The sequence below is a fragment of the Streptomyces sp. NPDC058619 genome, assembly GCF_042717785.1.
In the GTDB taxonomy this organism is placed as follows: domain Bacteria; phylum Actinomycetota; class Actinomycetes; order Streptomycetales; family Streptomycetaceae; genus Streptomyces.
This window is the reverse complement of sequence record NZ_JBHXQN010000017.1, coordinates 16,722-30,394: the sequence shown is the minus strand read 5'-3', so window position 1 is coordinate 30,394 and position 13,673 is coordinate 16,722. Positions and strand designations below refer to the sequence as shown.

Genomic DNA, 13,673 nt, shown 5'->3' with positions numbered 1-13,673 from the left:
CATCCTTCCGCCACCTCACCCACCTGGTCACTCTGTGCGATCCCACAGAAAGCTTCCGGCCAATCGGTGACACAGGTCACGTCACCCTCCATGCACGGAACTGCCGATTCCGGCGTCTATCGGGTTGCCGGGTTCCACCCACAGCCCGGCAGCAGATCCGCCGCAAGGGAGTGTGCCTTGATCACTGTCATCGAGCAGGCCGTGCAGGCCCGTCTGGTCGCCACCGCGCCAAAGGTCGAGACCGTGCCCGTCACCCTCTGCTACGACCGGGCGGATCCGTTCGCCGTCCGTATGGCCTTTCCCGCCCCGGCCACGCTGGAGGGCATCGAGATCTCCTGGACCTTCGCCCGCGAGCTGCTGGAGTCCGGGCTGGACCGCCCGTCGGGCAGCGGCGACGTGCGCGTGCGCCCGTACGACGCCGACCGGACGTCGATCGAGTTCCACGCGCCCGAGGGGGTGGCGATCGTCCTGGTGGTGACCGCCGAACTGCACCGCTTCCTCGAGCGGGCCTCGACCGTGGTCCCTCCCGGCCTGGAGCACCTCTACCTCGACATGGACCACAGCCTGGCCGAGCTGATGCGGGGCACGTGCTGACGCGGACACCTGCTGATGCGGGGCACCTGCTGACCACCGGCCCCGCCGACCACGTCACCCGCACGCCCACCCCTCCCCCAGCCCCCGGAACGCCCCCTCCCACCCCACCCCCGCGGTAATTCATTTGCGGGCGCCCCCGGCCGCCCGTAGCTTCGCAGGCGCCCCATTGCCGCCGAAACGGAGCAGGACATTGCTCGTCTGAGGTTCGAGACACCGACCCGCCCTGGCGTTCGCCGCCATCGTCCGTCCGTCGGCTGTCTCCCCGCGTTGCACGCACCACTCACGCAACCTGGAGGCCTCCATGAGTCATGCCCCTACCTTCATCACCTGCTCCGCCCTCTCCTTCGACTGGCCCGACGGCACTCCCGTCTTCGACGGACTGCACCTCTCCGTCGGCCCCGGACGCACTGGCCTGATCGGGCTCAACGGCTGCGGCAAGTCCACCCTGCTGAAGCTCGTCGCCGGTGAACTCAGGCCCTTCGAAGGGCAGTTGTCCGTAGCGGGTTCGGTCGGCTACCTCCCGCAGAACGTCACCCTCGACACCGCGCTGCGCGTCGACGAGGCGCTCGGCATCCACACCGCCCGCGCGGCCCTGCACGCCATCGAGGCGGGCGAGGCCACCGAGGCGAACTTCACGGCGGTCGGCGACGACTGGGACGTGGAGGAACGAGCCGTGGCCACCCTCGACCAGCTCGGGCTCGCCCGGATCGGCCTGGACCGTACGGTCGGCGAACTGTCGGGCGGCGAGTGCGTCCTGCTGCGGCTGGCCGCCCTGCTGCTCGCCCGGCCCGACGTGTTGCTGCTGGACGAGCCCACCAACAACCTGGACCTGCGCGCCCGCGGCCGCCTCTACGCGGCGGTCGAGTCATGGACCGGGGTGATGGTCCTGGTCAGCCACGACCGGGAGCTGTTGGAGCGGGTCGACCAGATCGCCGACCTGCGCGAGGGCCAAGTCCGCTGGTACGGAGGGAACTTCACGAACTACGAAGAGATGCTCGCCGCTGAGCAGGAGTCTGCCGAGCGCATGGTCCGGGTAGCCGAGGCCGACGTACAGCGGCAGAAGCGCGAACTGGCCGACGCCCAGGTCAAACTGGCGCGGCGCAAGCGGTACGGCCAGAAGATGTACGAGAACAAGCGCGAACCGAAGATCGTCATGGGCGCCCGGAAGCGGGCGGCGCAGGAGTCGGCCGGAAAGCACCGCATCATGCACGCCGAGAAGCTGACTCAGGCGCGGGAGCGCCTGGACCAGGCGGTGGAGGCGGTGCGCGAGGACGACGAGATCAGGATCGAACTCCCCGCGACCCGGGTGCCGCCGGGACGGCGCGTCCTGACCCTGAGCGACCTGCGGTTGGCCCACGGGGCAGCCGTACGGGGCGAGTGGGAGCTGCGCGGTCCGGAGCGGATCGCGCTGGTGGGCCGCAACGGTTCGGGCAAGACCACGCTGTTGCGCACGATCGCGGGGCAGCTGGAACCGGTGTCCGGCGAGGCGGTGACGCACGTGTCGACGCGGTTCCTGCCGCAGCGTCTGGACGTGCTGGACGAAAGCCGTTCGGTGGTGGAGAACGTGGCGCGGTTCGCCCCGCACGCCACGAACAACGTGATCCGGGCGCGGCTCGCGCACTTCCTCTTCCGGGGCGTCCGCGCGGACCGGCCCGCCGGCACCCTGTCGGGCGGCGAGCGTTTCCGCGCGGCACTGGCGGCGCTCCTGCTGGCGGAGCCCGCTCCGCAGCTGCTGATGCTGGACGAGCCCACGAACAACCTGGACCTGGCGAGCGTGCGACAGCTGACGGACGCGCTGGATTCGTACGAGGGGTCGCTCGTCGTGGCGAGCCACGACGTGCCGTTCCTGGAGTCGATCGGGATCACCCGGTGGCTGCTGCTGGACGGCGAGGTGCGCGCGACCACGGCGGAGGAAGTCCGGGAGGAGCTGTGGCACGGATGACCGCGGCACGGACGACCACGACAGGGGTGACTGCCGCAGAGGTGACTGCTGCCGGCGGGACCGCGGCGGGGACATCCGAGACATCCGCCGGACGGCGAACCGGACGGCTCGACCTCACCTGACCTGGCGGGGCAGTAAGGCCCAGGACTTGGTGCCGCCGGTGGCGGTGAGGACAGGGGTGAGCCCCCAGTCCCCGCCGCAGGTCTCGACGGTTGCGGCCAGCAGCCACATCCCGCGGTTGCGCCGGCTCCGGCACTCCTCGCGCGCTTCGGGCGAGGAGTGCGCCGGGTGCTGGTCGTAAACGACGATCCGCAGTGCGTCGAACTGCCAGCGAACGGTGAGTACCATATCCGTGTCGGGTGTGAACCGGTGCGCGCACGCGACGAGTTCGGACGCCGCGAGGGCTGCGGCATCGCGCAGGTCGGACAGTCCGTGCCGGGTGATCAGGGGACGGACCACGGATCGCGCGGTGCCCGCGCAGTAGGCGCTGCCGTGCAGGCCTATCGAGTAGTTCAGCTTCTCCGCCTCGGGCGGTATCTGCAGGACCTCGCGGACCGGCCTCAGGCCACGGAGAGTGCCCGTCATCGTGCTGCTCCAAGTATGGGTGTGATCGACGGCAGTGTGATCGAAGACCGGTGCGGTCCCGGAGTGCTCACGCAAGGCCACGGCGTCGCCCCGTGTGAGACTTGCGCTACCGACCGTAGCCCAACCTCGTTGGCAGTTCTACTACTTGTGCCCCTACTTCGTGACTTCTCACGGTATTTCCAGGCAGCTTCGAGTCCACCGGCGCGGAGCACTCGGCGGAGGCGGGCCGGCGCACCGGATCGATGACACGGCCCCGCGGCGGCCGCACCGACCCAATCGAGAGCCCAAGCCGCGAAAACCAGACCCGAAGCGGACGCGGAGGATCACATTCCGGCATGACTTTGCCCCCGATAGCCCCATCCAGACGCTCTCAAACTGTATAAATAACTGGATGTAACCGGACATATCCTTCCGTGGGGCTTGGCTCGGCTTGATGTCGCGCTTAACCTACGAGTCCGTAAGCTACGGAACCGTAGGTAATTCGCTTTGCACCCAGGAGTACCCGTGACGATCACCTCTCCCCACCTCAGCAGCTCGGAGGCATGGACGGACGCCAAGCTGCTGTTCGCATTGGAAGAAGTGGTCGAAAAGGAACTCAACCGGCATATGGCGGTCACCAAGGACTGGATGCCGCACGACTACGTCCCGTGGGCCGACGGCCGGAACTTCCCCGCCTTCTTCGAGGACGGCGAGGCCTGGGACCCGAAGCAGTCCAAGGTCACCGAGATCGGCAAGATCGCGCTGGTCGTCAACCTGCTGACCGAGGACAACCTCCCCAGCTACCACCACGAGATCGCGTCCCTCTTCGGGCGCAACGGCGCGTGGGGCACCTGGGTGCACCGCTGGACGGCCGAGGAGGGCCGCCACGGCATCGTGATGCGCGACTACCTGCTGGCGTCGCGCGCGGTGGACCCGGACAAGCTGGAAGCGTTCCGGATGCAGCACATGTCGGAGGGCTTCGAGTCCGACAACCGCCACTCGATGCTGCACTCGGTCGCGTACGTGGCCTTTCAGGAGCTCGCGACCCGCATCTCGCACCGCAACACCGGCCACCAGTCCGGTGACCCGGTCTGCGACCGGATGCTGGCCCGCATCGCGCAGGACGAGAACCTGCACATGATCTTCTACCGCAACCTGCTGGGCGCGGCCTTCGAGATCGCCCCGGACCTCACCATGCAGGCTGTGCGGGACGTCGTCGTCGGCTTCCGGATGCCCGGACACGGGATGCCCGGCTTCGAGCGGATGGCCGCGCAGATGGCGATCGGCGGGGTCTACAACCTGCGGATCCACCACGACGACGTGCTGAGCCCCGTGATCCGCTTCCTGAAGATCATGGACGTTGACGGCCTGGGCCCCGACGGCCAGAAGGCCCAGGAGGAGCTCGGCCTGTTCATGAACGGCCTGGACTCCGAGGCCCGCAAGTTCGACGAGCGTCTGGCCGCCCGTGCGGCGCGCATCGCGGCCCGCAAGGCCTGACCGGTTTCCGCTCGCTCGCCCGAGTGATGTCGATTGCCCTGGCAGGGCCGTGCTCTGCCAGGGTTTCGCGTCATGACCTCGCTCCAGGTGGACATCGACCAGCTGACCCGCTTGACCCGTGCCCTGGATTCCTCCCTGGTCTCCCTCCGGGAGGCCCGGCGCGCCCTGGACCACGTACGGGCCGACCAGTTGGGGACCGCGGACCTGGACAAGGCCTGCGACGGCTTCCAGGAGAGATGGTCCTACGGCGCCCGTGAGCTGACCAAGCGCGTCAAGGCGGTACGCGAGGGCGTGGACCGCAGCGCCGCGGAGTACGCGGAGCTGGAGAAGGCGATCCGCGCGGCCTTCCGCGAGGCGGCCGGGGCCTCCCGTGGCTGAGCACGCCGCGCTGGGCTTCGACCCGGCTCCGGGAAACCCGGCGGCGGTGCTCGCCCTGGCGAAGAAGCTCTCCGCCTCGGCGGCCTCGCTCGGCGAGGCGTCCCGGATCATGAAGTCGCTCGTCGCCCACAGCGCGGCCTGGCAGGGCGAGGCCGCCACGGCGTTCCGCGCCTCCCTCTCGAAGGACCTCCCCCGCTACCTCGGCTCGGCCCACACCTCCCTCGCGGAGGCCGCCAAGCGGCTCACCGCGTGGCACGACACCCTGGTGGCACACCGCGCGCTGGCCGTCCGGTACGAAGCCCAGGCCGCCGCCGCGACGACGGAGCAGTCCCTGGCGGACGCCCGCCGCCTGGCCCGGGAGCTCGCCTCGGAACACGGCGCGGCGGCCCGCCGGGTCGCCCAGACCCTGGACGCGGCTGCGGACCGGCTGGCGCCGAAGGAACCGGGCGCGCTGGCGTCGCTCTGGCGCAAGATCACGGAGGACCCGGGGGACGCGCTGTCGAACGCCTCGGCGATCCTGGGCGCGATCGGGGCCGGGGTGGCCCTCTTCTGCCCGCCGGCGGGCCTGGCGGTGATGCTGGTCGCCGGGGGCCTGTCCCTGGCGGCGCTCACGACCCACCTGGCCGATCCGAAGTTCCGCAAACCGCTGGTGGACGGGGCGACGAAGGGTGAGTTCGACGCGGACTTCTGGAAGAGCGCGGTGACCCTCCTCGGCGACACGGCGGGCTCGGTCCCGGGCGTCGCGGCGGTCGCCTCAGGCGCCAAGGCCGGCACGGCGGCGGCCCGGGCGGCCATGACGGCAGCCCCGGAAGCGAGCGCCCTGACGGCCCTCTCCCCGGGCGCCTCGGCCTTCCGAAGCACCACCTGGTCGACGGCCAACACGCTGCGCGAGGTGGAGAACCCGCTCGCCGCATGGGCGTTGCGGGCATCACCGCAAAGCACCAGGGATCGGGTGGGCGTGGGCGTGGCCGGCGCGGGCGCCATCACCGCAACCCTTGACTACACCAGTGACAACGATGCGGTCGAACAGGGCTCCACAGCAGTCGACGGTGCCCGCGGCGTCTTGGACGAGGGGCCCTCGGCTGTTGCGAAATCCAGCCACTTCTGGACGGTGATGAGGCCTTGATGTGTGGGAACGAGGTGCCGCCCCTGTGGTTCAGTCTGCCTCCGGGATTCCATGATCTGGGACCCGAAGACCGAGCGGCCTTGGACACGATCGCTCAGGCCATGGACAGTTCTGCCGCCCAATGGGAGCTGGCTCAGCTCATGGACGGCTTCGACCGACTCCACGGGCTTGATGTCGTGCACACCGCGATCGGGATGCACCCGGAGGAACCAGTCGGTGTCTGCACCTCACTGTTCTCCTTGACCGCACGGCTCGCCGATGACCCCGCCCCCCGAGTCGCCGTTGCGAGGACCGCCCTTGGCGTCGCCCGTGCCACTGTGTGGAATGCGTCGGCTCGGCGGTGCATCGATCTGCCTTCGTCGCTCCCCTGCTACCTCGTTGCGGGGACCATGACGCCACCGAACGCGGAGCGGGAGGTGTTCCAGGCCAGGATCGCAACCAGCCATCCAGGCGGCCGGCACGTGCTCGTCCTGGATATCACCAGCGCGTCAACACAACATCACGAGGCATACACCGACATTCTTGAGGCAGTCGCCCACACGCTCGTCTTCACCGACCCACACCCCGCGCCCCCTCGCGTCCCGATGACGTCACGCATCCTGGATGTCCTCCAGTGACGCTCCAGTTCACCAAAGTGGCTTGGGACCACCCGCCAACGGCTCTCGGTTACAAGAGACTGGTCCATCGGCGAGCCGTCGGACTGCTGGGCCTTGTCCTCCCGTTGGTGTTCACCCTGGCTTGCCTGTGGTTCGACTTCATGAGGCAAGGCGCATTCCTCTTCATCATGTCCACGATCGGTTTCATCACGTGGGTTCCCTGGGTGGCCATCGCCTTCTGGCGTCGCCGCCGTGTAGCGGCGGTCCTTCAGGCGTACCCCTGGTGCGAGCTGCCGTGCCTGCACCCGCCCCGCGCGACGGGAAGTCCCGCGACCATCGGCATCCCGTTTCGGGAGGACTTCGCGCCGACCTATCGGATCGTCCCGTTCCCCATCGCGCTCGCGGAGCGGGAGAACGATCACCCGGACAGGATCTGGTTCGCGGGAGATCCCCGGTTCGGTGGGGTCGTTTCTCCCGTCGGGGGGCACTATCCCGTGCGGGTCGTGCCCGACGAGGTGCCTGCGGAGGGGTGGAGCGGTGGGGATGACGGGCTTGCGCTGCGGGTGGGGCTGATGCGGCGCAGCGGGAAGGGCACCCGGACCTGATCAGCGGCGGCGCGGGCGCAGCGTGAGGCGTTCCGACTCGGAGAGGCCACCCCAGACGCCGAAGCGCTCGTCGTTGTCCAGGGCGTACTCCAGGCATGCCGCCCGCCCCTCGCACGCCCCGCACAGCCGCTTCGCGTCGCGCAGCGACGAGCCGGGCTCGGGAAAGAAGAAGCCCGGGCCCGTCTGGGCGCACAGCGCGAGCTCGTACCAAGCGGTGGATGTGGCGGTGGTGGCAGCGGCGGTGGTGGTGTTCATCGACATGCCGGAGATACTGACCCGCGCGGATGGACGTCTGATCAACGACCGATCAACCACTGGTCACGGGCCCGAATCCAGCGGCCTCGGCCAGCATCGCATCCGGCGCTGACAACTGCCCCGCGGGCGGCCGTCCGCCGTCCGACTTCCGACGTCCGCCACAGAGCGGACGACCGTGCGTTCGGTAAGACCGAGCCATGGCAGACGGATGCGTGGAACGCGGTAACCAGACGCGACGGACCGTGCTCGACCGGACGATGCGCACCGCCTCCGTGGACGGGCTGGAAGGCCTGTCCCTCGGGGAGATCGCAACGGAACTGGGCCTGAGCAAGAGCGGCGTCTTCGCCCTGTTCGGCTCCAAGGAGGACCTGCAGCGCGCTGCCGTCCGCGCCGCCACGAGCGTGTTCGTGAAGCAGGTCGTCCGGCCCGTGCGCGAGAACCCTGCCGGTGTCGCCAAGGTGTGGCGCCTCTGCGAGCACTGGCTCGGCTACTCGGGGCGCCGGGCCTTCCCCGGCGGCTGCTGCTTCTACGCCGTCTCCGCGGAGTTCGACGCGCGCCCGGGCCCGGTACGCGACGAGGTCACCCAGGCGGGTGCCGACTGGACCCGGTAAACGTGGACGGGGTTGTGGACGGGGCGAGGCCGGCGGGCGGATTCCGCGACGGGTTCGGCGCGGAGAACGTCCCGCAGCTCGCCTTCGAGATCATCGCGCTGATGGAGATGGCCAACTCGCGTTCCGTCCTGTACGAGGACCCGATGGCGTACGAGCGGGTCGGCCGCGGCATCCTCGACCGGCTGTGGGCGGCGGCGGCTGCGAGGCCGAGCGTGGCCGGGGTCATTCCGGTGGCCGCCGCCCCCTGGAGGGCGCGGGCGAGGATGAGCAGCTCGGCGGAGGGGGCGGCGCTCGCGACGGGGGAGGTGAGCGTGAAGGCGAGGGTGGAGCCGAGGAAGAGGGCGCGGCGGCCGAGGACGTCGGCGAGCCGCCCGGCGGCGGCCAGGAGCGCGGCGAACTGCACGGCGGCGGCCAGGAGCGCGGCGAACTGCACGGCGTGCGCGCTGACACCCGGGTCAGGTGGGCCGCGGACACGTCCGGGAAGGCGCGGCGCAGGTCGGGGAAGGCACACGGACACGGGCTCTTCGACGCGGTCTCCGGCGAGAAGATCGCACGCGGCCGGGCGCCCGACCCCGCCACCGGCACCCCCGGCGCGTCAGGGAGCGGGCGGGCCGTCAGGAGTCGCGTTTCGCCCGGCTCGGCTGTACCCGCTTCGGCTCGCCCGGCATCTTCGGGTAGTCCGGCGGGTAGGGCATGTCCCCCAGGCCGTGATCGCGTTCGTGGCGTTCCGCCAGTTCCAGTACCGCGTCCAGGACGAAGGCGTGCTCGTCCATGTCCGCGTGGAGGTCGCCCAGTTCGGCGAAGCGGGCCGGCATCGTCACGATGTCGAAGTCCCGGGGCTCCGCGTCGTCCACCTCGTCCCAGCGCAGGGGCGCCGACACCGGGGCGTGCGGGCGGGGGCGGACGGAGTAGGCGGAGGCGATCGTGCGGTCGCGCGCCGTCTGGTTGTAGTCGACGAAGATCCGCTCGCCGCGCTCCTCCTTCCACCACGCCGTCGTGACCTTGCCCGGCATCCGGTGCTCCAACTCCCGCCCCAGGGCGATCGCACACCGCCGGACCTCGGTGAACGTCCAGCGCGGTGCGATCGGCACGAAGACGTGCAGGCCGCGGCCGCCCGAGGTCTTGGGCCACCCGCGCAAGCCCAGCTCCTCCAGCAACACCCGAAGTTCATGGGCGGCCGCCACCGCGTGGTGGTAGTCGGTGCCCGGCTGCGGGTCCAGGTCGATGCGCAGTTCGTCGGGGCGGTCGGTGTCCTCGCGGCGCACCGGCCAGGGGTGGAAGGTGAGGCAGCCCAGGTTCGCCGCCCACAGCACGGCGGCCGGCTCCGTCGGGCAGATCTCGTCGGCCGAGCGACCGCTCGGGAAGGCGATGTGGGCGGTCGGGATCCAGTCGGGGAGGTTCTTCGGTGCCCGCTTCTGGAAGAAGGACTCGCCCTCCACCCCGTCCGGGAACCGCTCCAGCGTCGTGGGCCGGTTGCGCAGGGCGCGCGTGATGCCGTCGGCGACCGCGAGGTAGTACTCGGCCACGTCCCGCTTGGTGAGGCCGCGCTCCGGGAAGTACACCTTGTCCGGACTGGACAGCCGTACCGTCCGCCCGCCCGCGTCCAGCTCGATCGCACTACCCGCAGCACCCATGAGCGCCACGGTAGGCGGGCCCGGGCGGGTGCGCACACCGGGCGGGCCCGGACGGGCCGACGCACAATCGGAGGCATGGATCTGCCGGTGATGCCGCCCGTGAAGCCGATGCTCGCCAAGTCCGTGGCCAGGATTCCGCCCGGCATGCAGTACGAGGCCAAATGGGACGGCTTCCGCGCCATCGTCCACCGCGACGGCGACGAGGTCGAGATCGGCAGCCGGACGGGCAAGACGCTGAACCGGTACTTTCCCGAGCTGGTGGCGGCCCTGAAGGAGAACCTGCCCGCCCGTTGTGTCGTGGACGGCGAGATCGTGATCGTTCAGGGCGGGCGGCTCGACTTCGACCGGCTGACCGAGCGGATCCACCCCGCCGCCTCGCGCGTGAAGCTCCTCGCCGGGACGACGCCCGCGTCCTTCGTCGCCTTCGATCTGCTCGCGCTCGGCGACGAGGCGTTCCTCGACACCCCCCTCACCGAACGCCGTACCGCGCTCGCCCGGGCACTCTCCACCTCTCGGCCCCCCGTTCACCTCGCGCCCGCGACCACCGACCCCGCGCTGGCGCAGGAGTGGTTCGAGCGGTTCGAAGGCGCCGGGCTCGACGGGGTGATCGCCAAACCCCTCGATCTCCCCTACCGGCCCGACGCCAGGCTCATGTTCAAGATCAAACACGAGCGTACGGCCGACGTCGTCCTCGCGGGTTTCCGTTTCCACAAGAGCGGTCCGATTGTCGGATCGCTGCTGCTCGGCCTGCACGACGGCCACGGCGCCCTCCAGCACGTCGGCGTCTGCGCCGCCTTCCCCATGAAGCGGCGCGCCGAGCTGGTCGAGGAGCTCGCGCCGCTGCGGATGCCCGACCCCGAGGACCACCCGTGGGCCGCCTGGGCCGAGGAATCCGCCCACGAGAGCGCCCGGTTGCCCGGCGCGCAGAGCCGCTGGACCGGCAAGAAGGACCTGTCGTGGGTGCCGTTGCGCCCCGAGCGGGTGATCGAGGTCAAGTACGACCACATGGAGGGCGACCGCTTCCGGCACACGGCCCAGTTCCGCCGGTGGCGGCCCGACCGGCTGCCGGAGAGCTGTACCTACGCGCAGCTGGAGGAGGTCGTCCGGTACGACCTCGCCGAGGTGCTCGGCCCACCGCCCTCCCCCACCGGGTGACGCCGAGACGTCGGACGTCCCCACGGTCCCCCGCCCCGCCTCACCCAGACGTGAGCTTCTCCCACGCCGCCCGGTCCGGCCCCACCTCGTTCGGCGCGTACTGCGGCCGCACCGCCAGCCAGCGCCCCACCCGGGCCCGGACCTCCGGGTTCGCGTACGCCCGCTCCGGGGGGTCGGCCAGGTGGCGGACCCTGGCCCGCGCCCGCATCACCTCCGGGTCCTCCAGGGCGCAGTCGAACAGGGCGGCCACCTCGCGCGCCGTCCCCGTACGCCCGGCGCGGGTCGCGAAGCGCTCCCCGAGGGCCGAGTCGGCGACCACCTGGAAGTCGAACCACGGCTTCAGCGTGCGGACCGCCCAGTCGTGGTGCTCGGCGGCGAACCGCTCCGACCCCGGATCGCGGTGCGCCGTACGGGCCACCCTGCGGGCGGCCCACAGGGCGAGCGAGGTGCCCTGCCCGAGGGTGGGGTTGGTGTGCGTGATGGCGTCCCCGATCGGCACCAGCCCGCTGACCACGGGGCCCAGCTCGTCGGCGAGCGCGCTCCACCGGTTGTCCAGGCTCGCGGTGGCCAGTACCTCCGACAGGGGTGCGGCGCCCAGCCCCAGCCAGGCCTCCCCCGGCGGGAAGGCACGGGCGGCGGCCTCGAACACGGCGGGATCGCGCAGCGCCGAGCGCGTCGCGTCGGCCGTGTGCACGAACAGCGTGACGGCGAAGACCCCGTTGTCCGCCGGGAAGACGGCGCATCCGGCGAAGGATCCGCCGGTCACCGCCCAGGGCCGGCGCGGCCCCTCGGACGTGCCCTCGGGCAGGCGGTACCAGCGGCAGAAGTAGGCGAGTCCGGTGCGGTGCCGTTCCACCAACGGCGGCCGGCAGCCCGCCGCGGCGAGCCGGCGCTCGGTACCGCCGCGCCGTCCGCCGGCGTCCACGACAAGGTCCCCGGCGTATCTCCCGGCCTCGGTGGTCACACCCGTCACGCGGACGCACGCACTTGGGCCCGGGTCCCCGCCCGCACCCCGCTCCGCGGCTCCGGGCACCGTCGTCAGCCCGGTGACGGGCTCGCCGTACCGCACGACGACGCCCGGTTCGGCGCGCAGCGAGGTGCTCAGCGCGCTTTCGAGCACGATCCGGCGGGCCTGGAGCATGACGAGGTCCTCGTCCCCGGGGCGCGCGGGCGGATGCTCCTCGAACCAGTCCAGCTCGTGGCGTTCGCGGGCGCCGAGCCGGAGCATCTCCGCGTACACGTCGGGCAGCTCGTCCCGCAGGACGTTGCGCGCGGCGCCCAGCAGGGCGTGCGGCTGGTTCGCCTGGGGTACGGTCGGCCGCCGCCAGCCGAAGAAGTCGCGGTCGAGGGCGGTGCCCGGCGCTCGGGTGTCCCGTTCGAAGAGCTCGGCGGTGTGCCCCTGCCGGGCGACGAGCAGAGCCGTGGCCAGACCGCCGACTCCTCCGCCGATGACCAGCACGTGTGCCATTGCGCCCTCCTGAGCCGATGAACGTACGACGATCACACCGCCCTGAGCCTGCGCGAGCCGGAGGCGACCGAAACCCGCACGCTTGTCCGACATCAGTTCGTACGTCCGGCCCTGTCCTGGTCCACCGCTCCCGCCTACCCGATTCCGCCGGCCCGGCGCCCCTCCAGCGCCCGGCGGGCCTCCGCCTCGACCAGGTCGGTGTTGATGGCCACCGCGGCGCGCACGCCCTGGGCGGCCGCGCCCGCGAGCTTCTCCAGCGGAGCGGCGACGTTGCCCGCCAGCCAGACCCCCGCGAGCGCGGTGGCCCCCGTGGCCGGATCGGAGTCGACGCCGGTTCCGACGACCCGTCCGTCCCGCTCCACCGGGTGGGCGGGCAGCCCCAGGCTGCTCAGGACACCGGACCGTACGGCGAACCGCGGCGCCACGACGAGCGCGCGGCACGCGGCCGATCCCCCGCCGGCCAGCGTCACCCCCGTCAGCCGGTCGTCGTCGACGACGAGGCCGGTCACCTCGCCCCCGACGGCCTCGACGCCCCGGGCGGCCAGCACCTCCCGGTCCTCGGCGGTCGGCGCCCAGGTGTGCCCGAGCAGGGTGATCCGCTCGCTCCACTGCCGCCAGAGCAGCGCCTGGCGTACCGCCGACGGACCGTCCGCCAGCACCGCGAGCGGCTGGTCGCGGACCTCCCAGCCGTGGCAGTACGGGCAATGCAGCACGTCCCGCCCCCAGCGCGCCCCGAGGCCCGGTACGGCCGGAAGCTCGTCCACCAGGCCCGTGGCGACCAGCAGCCGCCCGGCGCGGACTGTGGAGCCGTCCCCGCAGCGGACCAGGAAGCCCCCGTCGGGCAGCCGGTCGGCGGCGACGGCCGTGGCCTCCCGGATCCGGCCGCCGTAGCCCGCCACCTCCGCCCGCCCCCGGGCGAGCAGCCCGGCGGGGCTCGCGCCGTCGTGCCCGAGGTAACCGTGCAGGTGGGCGGCGCGCCGATTGCGAGGGCTGCCCGAGTCGAGGACGAGCACCGAGCGGCGCGCCCGGACGATCGTGAGCGCCCCGGCGAGGCCGGCGGCCCCACCGCCCACGACGACCACTTCGTACGGCTCGGCCTGATCGGCCTGCCCGGACTGCCCGTACTGCCCGGCCTGCCAAGACTGCTCGGACCGCCCGTACTGCCCGGCCTGCTTGGCGCCGAAGGCCCGGCCCGTCGGCTCGACGTGTTCTTCGTCCATAACGTGAGCGTGCGCCGACACGCGCCCA

13 protein-coding genes and 2 pseudogenes are annotated in these 13,673 nt (G+C 71.6%); 9 read left to right on the top strand and 6 right to left on the bottom strand.

The window, feature by feature from the left end:
* Nucleotides 1-177: 177 nt before the first annotated feature.
* Nucleotides 178-594 (top strand): SsgA family sporulation/cell division regulator, encoded by a 417-nt coding sequence (locus ACFWTC_RS18690; protein WP_383918800.1) that lies wholly within the window; start codon nt 178-180, stop codon nt 592-594.
* A 301-nt stretch (nt 595-895) separates the two neighbouring features.
* The gene (locus ACFWTC_RS18685; protein WP_383918803.1) at nt 896-2,536 is read left to right on the top strand and encodes an ABC-F family ATP-binding cassette domain-containing protein; all 1,641 of its coding nucleotides are present in this window, start codon (nt 896-898) and stop codon (nt 2,534-2,536) included.
* A 114-nt stretch (nt 2,537-2,650) separates the two neighbouring features.
* Here the strand turns inward: ACFWTC_RS18685 and ACFWTC_RS18680 are convergent, their stop codons facing one another.
* Nucleotides 2,651-3,121 carry an ATP-binding protein gene (locus ACFWTC_RS18680; protein WP_383918806.1) on the bottom strand — a complete coding sequence of 157 codons (471 nt, stop codon included), beginning with the start codon at nt 3,119-3,121 and terminating at the stop codon, nt 2,651-2,653.
* 504 nt (nt 3,122-3,625) lie between these two features.
* On the opposite strand from ACFWTC_RS18680, the gene ACFWTC_RS18675 reads away from it, so the two are divergent.
* The 5 genes from ACFWTC_RS18675 to ACFWTC_RS18655 all read left to right on the top strand — a co-directional run bounded on the left by ACFWTC_RS18675 (nt 3,626) and on the right by ACFWTC_RS18655 (nt 7,302).
* Nucleotides 3,626-4,597, top strand: a complete 972-nt coding sequence (locus tag ACFWTC_RS18675) for an acyl-ACP desaturase (RefSeq protein WP_383918809.1) — start codon at nt 3,626-3,628, stop codon at nt 4,595-4,597.
* Nucleotides 4,598-4,669: 72 nt separating this feature from the next.
* Nucleotides 4,670-4,975 (top strand): hypothetical protein, encoded by a 306-nt coding sequence (locus ACFWTC_RS18670; protein WP_383918812.1) that lies wholly within the window; start codon nt 4,670-4,672, stop codon nt 4,973-4,975.
* Complete coding sequence (locus tag ACFWTC_RS18665; RefSeq protein ID WP_384029816.1) at nt 4,968-6,101, top strand: hypothetical protein; 1,134 nt, start codon at nt 4,968-4,970, stop codon at nt 6,099-6,101. Before ACFWTC_RS18670 ends, ACFWTC_RS18665 begins: the two co-directional genes overlap by 8 nt.
* A 140-nt stretch (nt 6,102-6,241) precedes the next feature.
* Complete coding sequence (locus tag ACFWTC_RS18660) at nt 6,242-6,718, top strand: hypothetical protein (RefSeq protein WP_384029818.1); 477 nt, start codon at nt 6,242-6,244, stop codon at nt 6,716-6,718.
* Nucleotides 6,719-6,825: 107 nt separating this feature from the next.
* Nucleotides 6,826-7,302: a hypothetical protein gene (locus tag ACFWTC_RS18655; protein ID WP_384029820.1), complete on the top strand. Its 477-nt coding sequence runs from the start codon at nt 6,826-6,828 to the stop codon at nt 7,300-7,302.
* On the opposite strand, the gene ACFWTC_RS18650 is transcribed toward ACFWTC_RS18655, so the two are convergent.
* A complete protein-coding gene (locus ACFWTC_RS18650; protein WP_383918822.1) occupies nt 7,303-7,563 on the bottom strand; it encodes a WhiB family transcriptional regulator in 261 nt (86 codons plus the stop codon).
* A 191-nt stretch (nt 7,564-7,754) separates the two neighbouring features.
* Between ACFWTC_RS18650 and ACFWTC_RS18645 the strand changes: the two are divergent.
* Nucleotides 7,755-8,374 (top strand): annotated as a pseudogene (locus ACFWTC_RS18645) (TetR/AcrR family transcriptional regulator); the annotation flags it as partial.
* A 32-nt stretch (nt 8,375-8,406) separates the two neighbouring features.
* On the opposite strand, the pseudogene ACFWTC_RS18640 reads toward ACFWTC_RS18645, so the two are convergent.
* Both ACFWTC_RS18640 and ligD read right to left on the bottom strand, forming a co-directional pair.
* Nucleotides 8,407-8,571: pseudogene (locus ACFWTC_RS18640) on the bottom strand (MFS transporter); the annotation flags it as partial.
* 211 nt (nt 8,572-8,782) lie between these two features.
* Nucleotides 8,783-9,802: a non-homologous end-joining DNA ligase gene (gene ligD / locus ACFWTC_RS18635; protein WP_383918900.1), complete on the bottom strand. Its 1,020-nt coding sequence runs from the start codon at nt 9,800-9,802 to the stop codon at nt 8,783-8,785.
* Nucleotides 9,803-9,877: 75 nt separating this feature from the next.
* On the opposite strand from ligD, the gene ACFWTC_RS18630 reads away from it, so the two are divergent.
* Nucleotides 9,878-10,957 carry an ATP-dependent DNA ligase gene (locus ACFWTC_RS18630; RefSeq protein WP_383918903.1) on the top strand — a complete coding sequence of 360 codons (1,080 nt, stop codon included), beginning with the start codon at nt 9,878-9,880 and terminating at the stop codon, nt 10,955-10,957.
* Between the two features lie 40 nt (nt 10,958-10,997).
* On the opposite strand, the gene ACFWTC_RS18625 is transcribed toward ACFWTC_RS18630, so the two are convergent.
* Nucleotides 10,998-12,425 (bottom strand): NAD(P)-binding protein, encoded by a 1,428-nt coding sequence (locus ACFWTC_RS18625; RefSeq protein WP_384029822.1) that lies wholly within the window; start codon nt 12,423-12,425, stop codon nt 10,998-11,000.
* 134 nt (nt 12,426-12,559) lie between these two features.
* Nucleotides 12,560-13,645: an NAD(P)/FAD-dependent oxidoreductase gene (locus ACFWTC_RS18620; protein ID WP_384029824.1), complete on the bottom strand. Its 1,086-nt coding sequence runs from the start codon at nt 13,643-13,645 to the stop codon at nt 12,560-12,562.
* Between the last annotated feature and the right edge of the window lie 28 nt (nt 13,646-13,673).